This window comes from Streptomyces sp. NPDC051051 (assembly GCF_040682975.1).
GTDB lineage: Bacteria > Actinomycetota > Actinomycetes > Streptomycetales > Streptomycetaceae > Streptomyces.
The window spans coordinates 167,021-181,835 of sequence record NZ_JBFBCB010000004.1 but is presented as its reverse complement, the minus strand read 5'-3'; the positions used below and the strand labels follow the sequence as shown (position 1 = coordinate 181,835).

General features: G+C 71.8%; 13 protein-coding genes and 1 pseudogene. 8 read left to right on the top strand and 6 right to left on the bottom strand.

The window, feature by feature from the left end:
* Positions 1-5: 5 nt before the first annotated feature.
* A complete protein-coding gene (locus tag AB0N31_RS05050; protein ID WP_366056954.1) occupies positions 6-563 on the top strand; it encodes an XRE family transcriptional regulator in 558 nt (185 codons plus the stop codon).
* Between the two features lie 329 nt (positions 564-892).
* The gene (locus AB0N31_RS05045) at positions 893-1,837 is read left to right on the top strand and encodes an EamA family transporter (protein ID WP_366056953.1); all 945 of its coding nucleotides are present in this window, start codon (positions 893-895) and stop codon (positions 1,835-1,837) included.
* A gap of 27 nt (positions 1,838-1,864) precedes the next feature.
* Here the strand turns inward: AB0N31_RS05045 and AB0N31_RS05040 are convergent, their stop codons facing one another.
* Positions 1,865-3,670, bottom strand: coding sequence for a radical SAM protein (locus AB0N31_RS05040; RefSeq protein WP_366056952.1), 1,806 nt, complete (start codon positions 3,668-3,670; stop codon positions 1,865-1,867).
* Positions 3,671-4,174: 504 nt separating this feature from the next.
* A complete protein-coding gene (locus tag AB0N31_RS05035; protein WP_366056951.1) occupies positions 4,175-5,647 on the bottom strand; it encodes an MFS transporter in 1,473 nt (490 codons plus the stop codon).
* Positions 5,648-5,823: 176 nt separating this feature from the next.
* Between AB0N31_RS05035 and AB0N31_RS05030 the strand changes: the two genes are divergently transcribed.
* The 3 genes from AB0N31_RS05030 to AB0N31_RS05020 all read left to right on the top strand — a co-directional run bounded on the left by AB0N31_RS05030 (position 5,824) and on the right by AB0N31_RS05020 (position 8,877).
* The gene (locus tag AB0N31_RS05030; protein ID WP_366056950.1) at positions 5,824-6,330 is read left to right on the top strand and encodes a helix-turn-helix domain-containing protein; all 507 of its coding nucleotides are present in this window, start codon (positions 5,824-5,826) and stop codon (positions 6,328-6,330) included.
* Positions 6,331-7,208: 878 nt separating this feature from the next.
* The gene (locus tag AB0N31_RS05025) at positions 7,209-8,024 is read left to right on the top strand and encodes a CAP domain-containing protein (RefSeq protein WP_366056949.1); all 816 of its coding nucleotides are present in this window, start codon (positions 7,209-7,211) and stop codon (positions 8,022-8,024) included.
* 568 nt (positions 8,025-8,592) lie between these two features.
* Positions 8,593-8,877, top strand: coding sequence for a hypothetical protein (locus AB0N31_RS05020; protein ID WP_366056948.1), 285 nt, complete (start codon positions 8,593-8,595; stop codon positions 8,875-8,877).
* Positions 8,878-9,092: 215 nt separating this feature from the next.
* Here AB0N31_RS05020 and AB0N31_RS05015 read toward each other — a convergent pair whose 3' ends face one another.
* Positions 9,093-9,404, bottom strand: coding sequence for a hypothetical protein (locus AB0N31_RS05015; protein ID WP_366057027.1), 312 nt, complete (start codon positions 9,402-9,404; stop codon positions 9,093-9,095).
* A gap of 339 nt (positions 9,405-9,743) precedes the next feature.
* Between AB0N31_RS05015 and mscL the strand changes: the two genes are divergently transcribed.
* Positions 9,744-10,187: a large conductance mechanosensitive channel protein MscL gene (gene mscL / locus AB0N31_RS05010; RefSeq protein WP_366056947.1), complete on the top strand. Its 444-nt coding sequence runs from the start codon at positions 9,744-9,746 to the stop codon at positions 10,185-10,187.
* 416 nt (positions 10,188-10,603) lie between these two features.
* A complete protein-coding gene (locus AB0N31_RS05005; protein WP_366056946.1) occupies positions 10,604-11,125 on the top strand; it encodes a GNAT family N-acetyltransferase in 522 nt (173 codons plus the stop codon).
* A 136-nt stretch (positions 11,126-11,261) separates the two neighbouring features.
* Here AB0N31_RS05005 and AB0N31_RS05000 read toward each other — a convergent pair whose 3' ends face one another.
* From AB0N31_RS05000 to AB0N31_RS04990, 3 genes and pseudogenes are all read right to left on the bottom strand, one after another.
* Complete coding sequence (locus AB0N31_RS05000) at positions 11,262-11,654, bottom strand: hypothetical protein (RefSeq protein WP_366056945.1); 393 nt, start codon at positions 11,652-11,654, stop codon at positions 11,262-11,264.
* A 190-nt stretch (positions 11,655-11,844) separates the two neighbouring features.
* Positions 11,845-12,396, bottom strand: a pseudogene (locus AB0N31_RS04995) (zinc-binding dehydrogenase); the annotation flags it as partial.
* Positions 12,397-12,787: 391 nt separating this feature from the next.
* Entirely contained in the window at positions 12,788-13,549 is a 762-nt protein-coding gene (locus AB0N31_RS04990) for an isocitrate lyase/phosphoenolpyruvate mutase family protein (protein ID WP_366056944.1), read from the bottom strand.
* 447 nt (positions 13,550-13,996) lie between these two features.
* Between AB0N31_RS04990 and AB0N31_RS04985 the strand changes: the two genes are divergently transcribed.
* Positions 13,997-14,602 carry a dihydrofolate reductase family protein gene (locus AB0N31_RS04985; RefSeq protein ID WP_366056943.1) on the top strand — a complete coding sequence of 202 codons (606 nt, stop codon included), beginning with the start codon at positions 13,997-13,999 and terminating at the stop codon, positions 14,600-14,602.
* The last annotated feature ends 213 nt before the right edge of the window (positions 14,603-14,815 follow it).

The following is a 14,815-nucleotide window of genomic DNA, read 5'->3' as shown; positions in this document are numbered from 1 at the left end:
CGACGATGACCCTGTTCCGGGACGGCCTGGACGCCGCGGTGCACAAGGCGTTCACCCGCCCGGCGCCCAAGAGCGCCGGCGCGCAGATGCGGTACCTGGTCAAGCAACTGGGGAGCACCAGGGCCGTCGCCCAGATGCTGCGCATCTCCCAGCGCACCGTCGAACGGTACGTGAAGGGCCAGATCAAAAGGCCCCGCCCCCACCTCGCCGCCCGCCTGGAGCGCGAGGTGAAGGCCCGGTGGCAGCCGCAGATCCGCGCCAAGGCCCGGCAGAAGGCGGCGACCACCGGCGGCATCGTCATCGACACTCGCGCCCGCCTCGGCTACACCGCACCGATCGGGTCGACGGACCAGGACCGCATCCGGCACCTGACCGTCGCCCTGCCGCCCCGCCACGCCGCCCGCCTCTTCGACGCCAAGGAGCAGGGGGCCAGCGATGCCCGGCTCCAGGCGATCGCGGCCGAAGCGCTCAAGGAGGTCTACTTCCAGGACGGCGGCCGCCGCGCCGGCCAGCTGGAGGAGGTGCGCTTCACCGACATCGAACACCTGGAGTTCGACCTGTAGAGGCCTTTGCCCGAACAGTCCGCGGGCCCGGACCACATCCGCGGGGAGGCGGATGTCCATGAACGCGATGCCGTGTCCGACGACGGCGGAGCGCGCGGGGTTCCCGATCGGCGCGCGTGCACAGCCCCGGGCCGCCCCGGCAGTCACCCGCCCGACCTCAGTGAAGATCGAGGCCCGGGACGACACCGTTCCCCCAGCCGATTCCGTCCGCCGAGCCGATCCTGCCCGCTGACCGGAAAGCGCGGGTCCACGCGAGGTGCCTCCCTACGATGCCCTGGGTGATCGTAGATTGACGGACCGTCATGCACCGGCGGTGGGTTGGAGAGCATGTGGACGCTCGGGACACGCGAGCCGACGCCGCGGCGCCGGGGCAGGAGCACGACGCCGTAACGCATCCGGCGCACCGGCTCAGGGCCACCGCGACCGGTGCCGGGGCCGTGCTGCTGTGGGCGTCGCTGGCCCTGTTCACCACGCTGACCGGGCGGATTCCGCCGTTCCAGCTCACCGCGATGGCGTTCGCGGTGGGCGGCGTCCTCGGACTGCCCCGGGCCCTGCGCGGCGGCGGGACACCCGTCCGCGCGGTGCCCCGCGGGGCCTGGGCGCTCGGCGTCGGCGGCCTGTTCGGCTACCACTTCTTCTACTTCGTGGCCCTGCGCAACGCACCCGCGGTCGACGCCGGCCTCATCGCCTACCTGTGGCCGCTGCTGATCGTCGTGTTCTCCGCACTGCTGCCGGGTGAACGGCTGCGCTGGTGGCACGCGGCGGGCGCGGTGCTCGGGCTCGGCGGCACTTTCCTGCTGGTCACGGGCGGGCAGGGCGTCCAGTTCCGCGGGGAGTACCTGCCCGGGTACGCGGCAGCCGCCGTCTGCGCGCTGGTGTGGTCGGCGTACTCGGTGGCCAACCGGCGGTATCCCAAGGTCCCGACGGACATGGTGGCGTTCTTCTGCCTGGCCACCGCGGTGCTCGCGGCCGTCTGCCATCTGCTGTTCGAGGACACGGTCCGGCCCGACGGCGGCCAGTGGCTCGCGGTGCTCGCGCTGGGCCTCGGGCCGGTCGGCGGCGCGTTCTACGTCTGGGACCACGCCACCAAGCACGGCGACATCCAGCTCCTGGGCACCCTGTCGTATTTCGCCCCGCTGCTGTCCACCGCCCTGCTGATCGCGACGGGACGGGCCGACGCGAGCTGGCCCGTCGCCGCCGCCTGCGTGCTGATCACCGGTGGCGCCGTGCTCGCCTCGGCGGACGCGCTGCGTGCGGCGCGCCGCCGGGGCTGAGCCGGTCGCGGCCTCGTCGCGAACCCGTCAGGCGTCCACCGGCCAGGTCCCGCGACGGACCATTTCAGTCACCTTGTCGGCGCCGTTGGCACGCACCAGCAGCTCCAGCCGCATGCGTTCGATGTCCTGCGCGCTCCACTTCTGCGTCGCCATGGTCGCCTTCTCGTGCGACCAGCCGTTGTCGTAGTGGCGTACGACGTAGTCCTTCTGGAAGTCCCACATCTTGGTGCCCGGCAGCGGGGTGACGATGAAGGGGTTGGCGTACGCCATCCCGTGGCCCATGAGCGTGACCGCGTAGTCGATGGTCTTCTCGATCTGCTCCAGCGACTCGATGTACGGTTCGCCCCCACGCCGCTCGGGCGGGTTGACGAAACCGAGCATGAAACCGCCGGTGACCTGGATGCCGTACTCCGTGAACATCTCCACGATCTCGCCGGTGGCCTTCTGGAAGGCGTTGAGACGGGGCTTGCCGGACTGCTCGAGACTGTCCTCGTTGGCGCTCTCCACGGCGAGGTAGACGCTGTAGCAGCCGCCGTCGGCCATCGCCCTGATCAGGTCGCGGCAGGTCAGCCCGGAACGCATCGCGGACAGGACGTTGCGGAAGTTGGGGTTGCGCCGCTCGGCGTCGTCCATGCCGTTCGCGAACTCCTCGCCCAGGTGCAGCAGGACGAGATTGAACAGGCTCAGGCCGCCCTCCTCCACCCACGGCAGGTCGTGCTTGCGCAGCAGTTCGAAGACGCGCATCGCGTACAGCGGGTCGTGCAGCAGATGGTCGTCCTCGATGAGCACCTCGGTCACCCCCTGCTTGGTGATCTCGGCGAGGTGCAGGTCGAACCAGTCGATGCCGAGCGCCCGCCAAGGCCCGTTCACCATCGGGATGTAGCAGAAGTCGCAGCCCACGTTGCAGCCGATGGTCGAGAAGATCTGCGCCCAGGAGCCGTGGTCGCGCACTCGCTTCCCCGACGAGTGGTACGCCTGCTGGTACTGGCGCATGTCCAGCATCCCGAAGTCGGGCAGCGGCATCATGCCGAGCCGCTGGTCCAGCCCCTGCCGCTTCGGCAGGATGCGCATGTACGGCGACCTGGCGGTGGTCCGCACCACGGCGAGGTCGGCCCGCCGGTAGGCGACACCGGGCACCGCGTCGATGTCGCCGCCCTCCTCGGTCAGCGCCTGCAGCAGCGCGGTGAAGGTCTGGTCGGCCTCGTTGATGACGACGTGGTCGAAGGGGGAGTCCGGTACGGAGTACTGCCAGTCCCCGCTGGGATGGGCGCCGCCCGTGACCGTCACGATCGCCGGGTCGATGTCCTTGACCAGGTCGGCCAGGGCGCGCGCGTTGCCCCACTGGACCGTGTAGATGCACTGGACGCCCACGACGTCCGGCTCGAACTCCTCGATGATCGCCCGTAGTTGCGCGTCGTCGAGGCCGTAGCGGACCAGGCTGCTGCCGCCGCCGAGATCGACGAGCCGGCGTTCCTGTTCCCAGCCGGCGAAGGGCGAGTCGACGATACGGACGTCGAAGTCGGCGAGGCGGGCGTTGGCCGCGATGCGCAGAAGCCCGATCGGGGTGCCGGCCCGCTTCATGACCTCGAAAGTGTCCAGGCCGAGCGCCCGGAAGCTGCTGCGCTCGGGGGAGGGCTCCACGACCCGCGTGTACGAGGGCACGACGAGCAGAACACGGGGCGCCTCACCGCGGGCGCGCCGCCGGGCGCCGGAGACCGAGGTGCGCAGGGAGGGCCTGCCCAGATGCCGCAGGGGCGGGCGCTGCGGGGCGCTGGAGAACTTGACGACCGGATTCTCCACGACCACGGGTAAGGGGGGTACGGCGTGCGTCACGAGCGCTCCTTCTGACCGGTTGACCAACTGACCGATACGAACGGGAGTTCGCTCGCCATCGTGGCGTGCCTCACACTGCCACGAGCGGCATCCCCCAGAAATGGCGTGAACCGGTCCTTCGGGCCGAACGGCACCCTGCAGACCACGGCGGCGCCCTGCGGACCACGGCGGCACAGGAACGGGGCCCCGGCCCTCGGGGTCAGGTCTGTGGTCGGGGCATTGCGCAGACCGTGAGGCGGTGTGCGACCGCCCGGTGCGCGTCGGCTACGGCACCGGTGCGTCCAGCAGCCACCGCAAGAGGAGGCCGACGGCGCCGGAGCACCTGATTCCGCCGGGGGTCGCCGTTCAGGTGGTTCACGAGGGCGTTGCCGAGTCGGTCCCGGCGCTGCCCGGGTCGGCGCGTGCACGTGGTCGGACACCGCAGCCGGCGGGCGCGGACGGATCACACCTGCCGGGCGGGCCTGTCGGGAGTCCTGCGTCGTTGCTCGGTGCGTCTTGGCCGCGTCAGGTTGCCGTGTTGCGGTGCCGTACGAAGACCGCGGTGGGTACCGCGATGACGAGCAGGATGATGCCTGCGATGAGCAGTCCGAGGTGGACGGCGTCGGTGAAGGCGCGGGCGGCGGCGTCGGTGACGGTGTGGGCGAGTCGGGCGGGCAGCTCGGCGCCGTTGTCGCCGTGGACGGCGCCGGCGGTGATGCGGGCGGCGTCCGGGGCCGGGACGTCTGCGGAGACCAGCCGGTCTTCGAGGTAGTGGGGGAAACGGGTGGTGACGATGGTGCCGAGGATGCTGGGGCCGAGGACGGAGCCGATCTGGCGGAACATGTTGACCGTGGCGCTGGCCATGCCGGCCTGCAGCCGCGGAACGCTGTTGACCGCGGCGGCGGTCGAGGGCGCGGTCAACAGCGCGGATCCGATTCCTGCGACCAGCAGACCGGGCCACAGGGCGCCGTAGCCGGTGAAGGGACCGATGGCCAGCAGGGCGAGGGCTCCGGCGCCCAGGACGACGAGGCCCGCGGTCAGCATGAGGGTGAAGCCCACCTTCTGGACGAGGCGTCCGGCGAGCGCGCTGACCGCGATGTAGGTGGCGAACATGGCCAGCAGGCGGACGCCGGTGGCCAGTGCGGACAACTGCTGGACGCGTTCCATGTACAGGACGGCGAGCAGCGAGGTGCCGACGAAACCGAACATGGAGGCCGCGGCGACGCCCATCACCGCGGTGTACGAGGGGTTGCGGAACAGGCGCAGGTCCAGCATGGGGTCGCGGTGGCGCGCCTCGGCGGTCAGGAACAGCACGAGAGAGACGGCGAAGACGGCGTACATGGTGATGATGCGGCCGGAGGTGTAGCCGGAGGAGCCGCCCTCGATGATCGCGTAGGTCGCCGAGGCGATCGCGACGGTGCCCAGGAGGACTCCGGGGAGGTCCAGTCGCCGGGTCGGGTGCTTGGACTCGGTCACCAGGAACGGCGTGAGGATCACGGCGAGCGCGCCGATGACGACGTCGATCAGGTACACCGCGTGCCACGTGAAGTGGCCCAGGAGCAGGCCGGCGCCGAGCGGGCCGACGGCGAGGCCGAGGCCGGAGCAACTGGCCCAGGCGCCGATCGCTCTGGTCCGCTGGTGCGGGTCGGTGAAGGAGTGGCTGACGATCGACAGGCTGGCGGGCAGGACGGCCGCGCCGCCCAGGCCCATGACCGCCTGCGCGGTGATCAGCAGCCCGGTGCTGTCGGCGGTGAAGGCGAGCGCGCTGCCGGCGGTGAAGACCACTGCTCCGCCGAGGAAGACCGCGCGGCGGCCGATCAGGTCGGCGAGTGTGCCGGCGGACATCACCAGGCTGGCGACGACCAGGGAGTAGGCGCTGGTCACCCAGACCAGCGTGCTCGCCGAGGGGTGCAGGTCCTGCTGGATGGCGCCGAGCGCGCCGATCGTGGACGAGACGTTGACGAACGCCATCATCACGCCGAGGCACACGGTGAGCACGCCGGGCCAGGGGCGAGCGGGTGTGTCCGAGTGCCCGGCTGAAGGTGCGGCAAGGGACGGAGCGGTTCGGACGCGGGGGTGCGCGGCGTCCGCCGCGGACGGCTGGCTTGCGTTTGGCATAGCCAGGAACGTAGCAGCCTGACTGTCGGAAAAGCTAGCCAGGGTAGAATGGGGTCATGGAACGCGTTGACCTGCACGGCGAAGACACGGTGTTCACGCGCACGGGCGCGTTCGCCGACCGGGACGCCTTCACGGCGGCCGGCTGGTGCGCCATGGAGCGCTCTCTGGAGGTGGTCGGCACCCGCTCGGCGATGATGCTGGTCAGGGAGGCGTTCTACGGCGGGCGCCGCTTCGACGACCTGGTGAGACGCACCGGTCTCGCCGAAACGGTCGCCTCCAAGCGGCTGCGGCAGCTGGTGGCCGACGGGCTGATGGAGCGAAGCCCCTATCGCGAACCGGGCGCACGCACCCGCTACGAGTACGTGCTGACCGACCGGGGCCGGGCGCTGTTCCCGCTCTTCGTCGCGCTGATGCGATGGGGGCGGACCACGGAGGAAGGCGTGCACGGCGGGGTCGAACTCGCACACGCCGGCTGCGGCGCCCCGCTCGTGCCCGCGGTGCGGTGCGAGGCCGGACACGACGTGCCCATCGAGGAGACCGAGGCGCGCCTCGCCCCCCGGTAGTGCTTCGCACGCCCGCGTCCCGCGTCCGGTGACGGGCGTGGGCGCCGGCGGGCCGACCCGGCACGGACGGGACGTGCCCGGCGTCCGCGGCCGGCCGACGCAGTCCTTCACCGACGCCGAAAGGACGGCGCGGCTCGCGCACGACGGGATCCGCCTCGCGCAGGCACTCGGTCCATGCCCGCTCGGCTCCGGCCGGACGCTCGTTCCACCGAGATGTACGCAAGCGGGCCGGGCCTCGTCGTCGACGACGTCGCGCGCGGACCGGCGCAAGGATCGTCCCCGGTTTCCTGGACGCTCCCGGCTCCCGGCTCCCGGCCCGGCGACGCCACCTGGTCCTCCTGCTGGAAACGTCCTCGCCGCACGCGCGTGCGACAGGCGTCCTCGAGGCGGCAGGCCTGCCGGCCCGCCGCAAACGTGTTCCCGCGCCGACCGCATCGCCCCGCACGCCGGGCGCCGAAAGGGTTGCGGGGAAAGTCAGTGACATCCCTCACGCGCCCGATCCCCATCAACGTGCCGCGATAGTACGTGGCGTGCGGGCGACATAGACGGATCTGGCGTATGGAAGCAGGCATACGCGGCACCTCGGCCGAGGTCACCGGCCGGGGGCACCGGCCTCGAGCCGCCGGGCCGCCCCTGCCGTCCTTCTGACGGCGCGTGAGGCGCCGCCGGCGTCCGGCGCGGCGGCCCGGCACAATCCCGGGCCGGATTCAAGGGTCCCCTCGCCTACTAGGCGAGGTAGTGGAAGCCCCCGTTGCCGTGCCCTCACGCGGCTTTTAACAATGACGGCCCCGCACGGCGTTCTCCGCAGGTCAAGCACAGTGTCTGGGCGAAACCGAGCCTGCCGGAGACGCGAGGAGAGACGACCGAACGAGGTCCGCATGAGGAACCACCGAAAGCACCGCAGGAAGACGCGCCGCCGGCCCATAGCCATCGCCGTCCTGGCGATGGGCGCGGTGGCGGTGCCGTCGGCCGCCATGGCGTGCATGGGCGACGCAGAAGCCGAGTCCGTCACCGCCACGTCCCGCGGTCACTGGACGGACGGGAGGAAGGCGTCCTGGGACGGACACCGGGGGTGGGGCGTCCGGACCGCGAAGCCCACGGCGACGGCCTCGCCCTCGGCCTCGCCGACGACCTCTCCCGGAACTGCGGCGCCCGTCCCGCAGAAGCCCAGGGCGCCCGTCTCGAAGACGACCACCCCGCCCGCCCCGACGAGGACCACCGCCGCACCGAAGCCCCCCGCCGCGCCCTCCTCGCCGACGACCGCCGCACCGAAGCCACCCGCCACCACGACCCCCGCCGCCACGGCGACCCCCGCGTCCGCCGCCGTCACCCGCGTGGTCGCCCTGGTCAACAGCGAGCGCGCCAAGGCGGGTTGCTCCCCGGTCACCCTGAACGCGAAGCTCTCGCAGGCCGCCCAGGCCCACAGCGCGGACATGGCGAGCCACAACACCATGTCGCACACCGGTTCCGACGGGTCCGACCCGGGACAGCGGATCACGCGCGTGGGCTACCTCTGGAGCACCTACGGCGAGAACGTCGCGTACGGGTACTCCACGCCCGAGCAGGTCATGGCGGGCTGGATGGCCAGCGCCGGCCACAAGCGCAACATCCTGGACTGCGGCTACAAGGAGATCGGCGTGGGGGTGGCACAGCCCGGCAACTACTGGACGCAGGACTTCGGCACGGCCCGCTGACGCTTACGGACCCCCGCCGACCATCACGCCCGTCGCGGCCGCTCCGCTCGCTCCGGAGCGGCCGCGACCGGCCGCAGGCTGTTCCGGCCGGCCCTTTCGACATCCGGCTCTACGTCCACCCGATGCCCAGCCCCCGCAATACGTTGTCCAGGTGTGGTTTTCCTGGTCAGCGGGTGGTGGGCCGACCTGGGGTCATCAGTTCGGTGTGGGAGCGCCGGCCCTCGAACGTGACATCCGGCGCTGGCTCACCGACGGGAACGAGCGGCCCACCGCACCTTCCACTAGCCCGATCCTGTCGCGTGCCGGTGGTGCTCGGCCGGGTAGTTGCCGCGCCGCCGCCGCCGGACCGGTCGAAGTCACCGGTGGCGCAGGGGGTGTCCGCCCAGGCCTGAGGGGTGGGATTCGACCGATTGCGCGCCCCGTCTGGCAGGTGCCGCCGATCCCCCTGAGCCTGGTCTCAACGCCCTGCGCCCGCAGGGACGCGTATGTCGTGCACCCCGGCCGCCAGGTGCGCAGTGGACACAGTCCGCCGTGCGCACCCGCCACCATTCACACGAGGAGAGACGTCATGCCCAGAGCCGCCACGACCAAGGTGACGCAACCGGTGACGGACGACAGCATCAAAGTGCGCCAGCTCAGCCACTACCAGTTCAGCTGGGTCGCGGGCGAGCCCGCTGCCCCGGGCACGCTCACCCTGCAACTCGTCCTCGATGAAGGCGCTTGGGAAGAGGTACTGACCGTCGACGTCGACGACGCCGACGTGCTCCAGGACCTCCTGCGCAGCACACCGACCGTGCACTACGACGTCAGCCGCCGGACCCTGATGTTCGGCGTCACCGCCGTCGGCGCCTGAACAGCAACGTCCTCTCCTCACAGCAGCGCTCCTGGGACGCGTCCTCGACGCCCGGATCCTCGAGGACGCATCCGGCCACACCCGCACCCCCGACCCCCGACCCCTGCCGCCCGGCCGGCCGCGCCGCAGTGCGCATCCGCACCGGCGAGGGCCGCGACACCTGCACCGACCTCCACCAGGACTGCCGCTGACACACCCCACCTTCACTGAGGTTTTCACGGTGGGGCCGGTGGTGCGAGGGCCGGGCCGGTGGTGTGAGGCAGCTGCCCCGGCAAGGGCACCGTGGTCTGTCCGGCGCGCAACCGGCCGAGCGCGCCCCGGTAACCGGCCGCGCACGGTTTCGCCGATGAGCGGTGGACCTCGGCCCGGGTGCAGACCGTGATCCGCCGCCGGTTGAACAGGGCTGCCGACCGGCGCAACGGCTGCGGTTGCTCGAAGGGACACCACAGCGCCTGGAGCAGATCGGCCTGACCGGGCGGCAGCAGCAGGGGGATGTCGCGCACGTACAGCTGGGCGACGGGCACCATGGGGTCCGGACCTTCGCACCACTCGACCGGGTGTCGGTGACCCCTGTACGACGGCGACGCACCCTCCACGGACGACGCCCCCTCCAGCGTGGTCGGCCCGAAGACCGCCCCGTCCCCTTCAGCCGACGTGACAGTGCCGTTCCGGGGCCTGCGGATGTCCCGCGACACACCGGTGTCCGCGGACGTGCCCGCCGTCCTTGCCGGTTTCGGCCCACCAGAGCGCCGGTGTCCGCTTCCCGCAGGCGTCGGTGAGGCGCGGCAGGGCATCCGGGGAGGAGACGGGCCGGCCGCACCCCGGGTTCCGTCCGTCGACGTCGAAGAGCCTCAAGGAGTGAGAAGGTGAAGGGCTTCCGCAGCTTCATTCTGCGCGGCAACGTGGTCGACCTGGCCGTCGGTATCGTCATCGGGGCGGCGTTCACCGCCGTGGTCAACGGTTTCGTGAGTGCCTTCCTGACTCCGCTGGTCGGGCTGGCCACCGGCGCCACGGGCGACATGAGCCACAAGACCTTCACCGTGGGCGCCATCAGGTTTCCCTACGGCGCCTTCATCAACGCGGCGATCAGTTTCCTCCTCCTCGCCTCCGCGCTGTACTTCCTGGTCGTGCTGCCGATCAACAAGCTGCACGAACGCCTCGCCCCGCACCACGACGTCCAGGCACCCAAGCGGGACTGCCCCGAATGCCTCAGCCCCGTTCCCGCCCAGGCCCGACGCTGCGCCTCCTGCACCGTCCCCCTGCCCGCCGTGCCCGCCCAGGCGGGGGAGGCGACCCAGCGCGCCGGGTGACCGCGGCCGTACCCGGCCGGCCGTTCCGGGAGCGTGACCACCCGCTCGCCACTGTCGAGGCAGCCGGCAGTCCTGGGCGATGAGGCCGAGTTCGACGCCAGACGGTGATCGACGGCCTGTCACCGCTACGGGGGAAGCGTCCTGCTCACGGTGAGCCGTCTGCGGGCCACGCTCCGAGCCCCACGGCCTTCGACTGCACGGCCGTCGTGACAGCCGCAGCCCCCTGTTCCGGGACCGGGGCGACCACCAGGGGGAACGACCGCCGGCAAGGGCCGTCCTGCGCGACGACCGCCACCGCGCCGTGGACACCGGGGGAGAGGCCTCCGGTGGGAAGCCGCTGGCGCGACACCGCACAGAACGTGAAAATCGACAACGGGTGTCCGGCACAGCGGAGGGGAAGCGGCATGGTCGGCCGGGTGGAAGTGCTGCAGGTGGACGAGGAAAGCCTCGAAGAACTCCTCGCGGTGGCCGTCGAGGACGCGGCGCCCGAAGAGGTCATGCTTCCCGTGGCCGGTCCACCAGGATGGACGACGCAACGACGGGAAGCCTTCCGCGACTGGCACCGGGCCCGCTTCCCCGGACTCGCCGGCCCGCTGCGCGAGTCCACGTTCGCGATCACCCACGACGGGGAAATCGTGGGATCGGCCCGTCTGGCTCTCCGCGCCGGCCACGACGTCCTGGAAACCGGTATGTGGCTCGGTCGGTCACATCGCGGCCGCGGAATCGGCACCGCCACCCTCCGCATCCTCCTCGGCGAAGCCGCGAGAGCCGGTGCACGGGCCGTGGTCGCGGACACCAAAGCTCACCACACGGCGGCACTTGGCGCCCTGCGCCGCAATGGTGCGACGCTCACCGCGAGCCAGGACACCGTCGACATCCACGCTGAGCTGTCACCGAAGGAGATGCCGCCGCCCTCACCCTCCACGGCGGACCCGTGAGGTTCCGGCAGCACCACGCGATGGTCTTGCCCGGCTGCTTCTCGTCGGCGGCCTCCACGGCCTGCGTCACCGACGTCGTGTCCCGCGACGACCAGGCCGCCTCCGCACCTTCGGCTCGGCGCGGACGACGGGCCGGTCAGGCCGCACTCCGGTCGTTGTAGTGGCGGACGATCTCGTCGAACGCGGCTCGGCCGGCGTCGTCGAGGCGGTAGGTGTCGCGGCGGGGCAGGGGCGGGCGGGTGCAGCCCGGTCCGTGGACCTGGCCGTCGGAGTGCTTCCAGAACGGGCAGCACGGCGTGAGCGGCCGGACCTGCTCGCCGGCCTCCAGCCGTGCCGCGCGCTGCGCCTCGGCCCGCGCGCGGTGGTGTGCGCACCGGCATACGGCGTCGGCGGCGAGCAGGCTGGGCGCGGCCCAGGCGACGAGGATGCCGAGCAGCCACTCGTGGTGGACGAGGAGCCAGGCCGCGGCAGCCAGTTCGGTGAGGGCGAGGGTGCGGCAGGCGCGAGCGAGGGCGAGGTGTCGGGTCACGGGTGGCTCCCGGTGGGTGGGCTGTTCCTGGTGCAGTTGCGGATGCCCCGTCCGGCCCGCGTCAGCCCGTCCGGCCCGCGTCAGCCCGCCGGCCGGCGCAGGCGCCGGCCACGGCCGAAGAGACCCGCCGCTTTGCCCGTCGGCTTCCCCGGGCACCACCGCCGGGCTGCCCGCTCCCCGGAACGGCCCGTCACCGGGCGACCGTGAGCACGATCTTGCCCTGGATGTGTCCTCGGGCGGCGCGTTCGTGTGCTGTTCGGGCGTCCGCGAGCGCGTACGTGCTGTCGATCGCGACGCGGACCGTGCCCGCGTCGAGCAGGCGTCCCGGTTCGGCGAGCTGTACGCCGTCGGAGCGGACCCGGGCGCTGGAGACCGTGACGCCCGGCTTCGCGGTCTCTTCTTCGCCGAAGTCCCCGGGGAGGACGGGGAACCGGGCGCCGCCGCTCTTGAGCGTGCGCAGGAAGCGCCTGCTGCCGGGGCCGCCGACGCTGTCGACAACGAGGTCGACGTCGCGCACGAGTTCCTCGGGACGGCTCTTGGTGCAGCCGATGAACCGGTCGGCGCCGAGCTCGCTCAGGAACGGTTCGCGGGCGCCCGTCGCCACCGCGACGACACGTGCGCCCTTTCCTCTCGCCGGTTGCAGCGCGAAGTGCCCCACGCCGCCCGCGGCGCCGTTGACGAGCACCGTGGTGTCGGCGTCGAGCGGCACCGGGCGATGCTTCGCCTCCTGGAAGAGCGAGGGGCGCCTTGCCCAAGAGCACGGGCCACCCGAGTTCCTCGCACGCGATGACGGTCGTCACGACGACCCGCCCGAAGCCGGCCCCCACCTGATGGCCGGTGAACCGGCCGAAGCCTTCGCGGCCGCGCGGCCTGAGTCGACACGCCGACGGGATCGGTACGTCACCGAGGTCGCCCTCCCCGCGACGGGCACGTGGAAGAACCCCGGCGCGGGGTGTGCGCGGGCAGACACCGGCCTCATCGCCCCGAAGGCCAGGCGGCCGCTGTCGTCCGTCGAGGCCGACGACCGCACCGAGGAAGTCCCTTTCGGCGCAGCCGAGTTCGACAAGCACATGCGTCACTTCCGCCGTGCGGTGAAGGACACCGACGGCCGGCCCCGTCACTCGGTCGGCTCCTCAGCGTGCCCACGGCCCGAGCATGTCCTTCATCGCGTCCGTCATCGCGAGTTGCAGCAGCGGGCCGTAGGTGATCCGGCCGACGCCCAGGCGGCGGAAGCGCTCACGATCGTGCCTGACGGGATGGGCCGTGGAGTTCACGGGAACGGCGACGGCACCGGTCACCGCCGCGAGCAGGTCGTCGTCGTCCTGAATACCCACCGGGTAGACACTGTCGGCGCCGGCCTGCTCCAGAGCCCGCAGTCGCTCGATCGCCTCGTCGAGGACGCCGGAAGCATCCTTCGCGTGCAGGAAGAGGTCGGTGCGCCCGTTCACCCAGACCGGGACCCCCGCGTCGTCAGCCGCCGCGCGCAGGCCGGCGACGTAGCTCGCGTGCTCCTGCGTGCTGCGCACGCGGCCGCCGTCCGAGTGGACGGTGTCCTCGATGTTGAGACCGGCACCGCCGACCTCGATGAGCCCGGCGACGAGATCCGCGGGCTCCTGTCCGTACCCGGACTCCAGGTCCACGGACACGGGGACGTCGACCGCCGCGATGATCGGCCTGACGGCGGTGAGCACCTCCTCGAAGGTCTGCCCCTCGTGGTCGTCGGCCCCCCGGGAGTCGGCGAGCGGATGACTGCCGATCGTCAGCGCGGGGAACCCGGCGGCGGCCGCCGTCCGCGCGGACCAGACGTCCCAGACGGTCGGCAGCACGAGCGGCTTGTACTCGGCGTGCAGCTGCTTGAGGCGTTGAGCGCGCTCAACGGTGGTGCGAGAGTCCATGTCAAGGACGCTACACCTGGACTGCCACGGACAACGTGCCGGCGGGGCGCCGCCCCTGACGCCCGTCGTCACCGAACACGGCAGTTTCAGGCACATCCCCGACCGGGCCCGTCGGCCCCGCCGCATCCAGCCGGTGGCTGCCCGGGTGACCCCCGCCGACGAGGACGACGTCCTACGCGAGAGCGCCCGGGAACCTTCGCCGAACTGATGCACCAGTTCGGCATCACGGTCGACCTGCAGCCGGACGGCCCCGGCGACGGCCACGGCCGGCATCGGCTCCGGCAAAGACCACGTCATGCCGTGATGCCCTCTACGCCGACCACCGGCAGCCCCGTCGAGCAGGGAGCAGCCGCCCGGCGGCCGGACACCGCAGCACGGCGCCGCGGACGTTTCGCCGATGAGTTTCCGGCGGTGGTGCGGTCTACCCGTCAACGAAGGGAGCGCACCATGCGCGAGATCATCGTGTGCACGTTCCTGACGCTGGACGGCGTCATGCAGGCGCCGGGCGGTCCGGACGAGGACACAGAGAGCGGCTTCGAGCACGGCGGCTGGCAGAAACCGGTGGCCGACGACGAGGTCGGCGCGGCCATCGCCGGTTGGTACGAGCACTCCGACGCGATGCTGCTCGGCCGCAGGACGTACGAGATCTTCGCGTCGTACTGGCCGACCGCCGATCCCGGCAACCCGTTCACCGATCGGATGAACAGCATGCACAAGTACGTGGCGTCCCGGACCCTGACGTCCCTCGAGTGGCGCAACTCCACGCTGCTGGAGGGCGACACCGTCGATGCCGTACGCAGGCTGAAGGCGTCCGACGGCGGCGACATCAACGTCGTCGGCAGCGCCGACCTCGCCCAGACCCTCATGCGGCACGGCCTCGTCGACGAGTACCGGCTGACCATCCATCCGGTGATCATCGGTACCGGCAAGCGGCTGTTCGCCGACGGAGCGGTCCCCACCGCGCTGGAGCCGGTCAGCGTCTCGACGACGAAGGGCGGCACCATCGTCGGCGTCTACCGGCCGAACGGTGAGCCCGGCTACGACAGCTACTAGTCGGGGATGCCGAGGGCCGTGTCAGGCCTGCAGCGGACGCAGGCGGGCACCTGCTGTCGCAGTGCCCCAGCGCCTGCAGCCGTGCGCCCGGACGGCACCGGCCGTTCTTGGCCGCTGCCCAGCACTCACCGGTGTGCCCGGCATCGACGTCCGCACGGTTGAGCCCGTTCTGGATCGGCCACTCGGACGGAGGCGGCCGCACCCCCTCACCCC

Coding starts and splice junctions, on each gene's coding strand:
- AB0N31_RS05050 (WP_366056954.1), top strand. CDS start 6: ATGACCCTGTTCCGGGACGGCCTGGACGCCGCGGTGCACAAGGCGTTC.
- AB0N31_RS05030 (WP_366056950.1), top strand. CDS start 5,824: ATGGAACGCGTTGACCTGCACGGCGAAGACACGGTGTTCACGCGCACG.
- AB0N31_RS05025 (WP_366056949.1), top strand. CDS start 7,209: ATGAGGAACCACCGAAAGCACCGCAGGAAGACGCGCCGCCGGCCCATA.
- AB0N31_RS05020 (WP_366056948.1), top strand. CDS start 8,593: ATGCCCAGAGCCGCCACGACCAAGGTGACGCAACCGGTGACGGACGAC.
- AB0N31_RS05015 (WP_366057027.1), bottom strand. CDS start 9,404: ATGGTGCCCGTCGCCCAGCTGTACGTGCGCGACATCCCCCTGCTGCTG.
- AB0N31_RS04990 (WP_366056944.1), bottom strand. CDS start 13,549: ATGGACTCTCGCACCACCGTTGAGCGCGCTCAACGCCTCAAGCAGCTG.
- AB0N31_RS04985 (WP_366056943.1), top strand. CDS start 13,997: ATGCGCGAGATCATCGTGTGCACGTTCCTGACGCTGGACGGCGTCATG.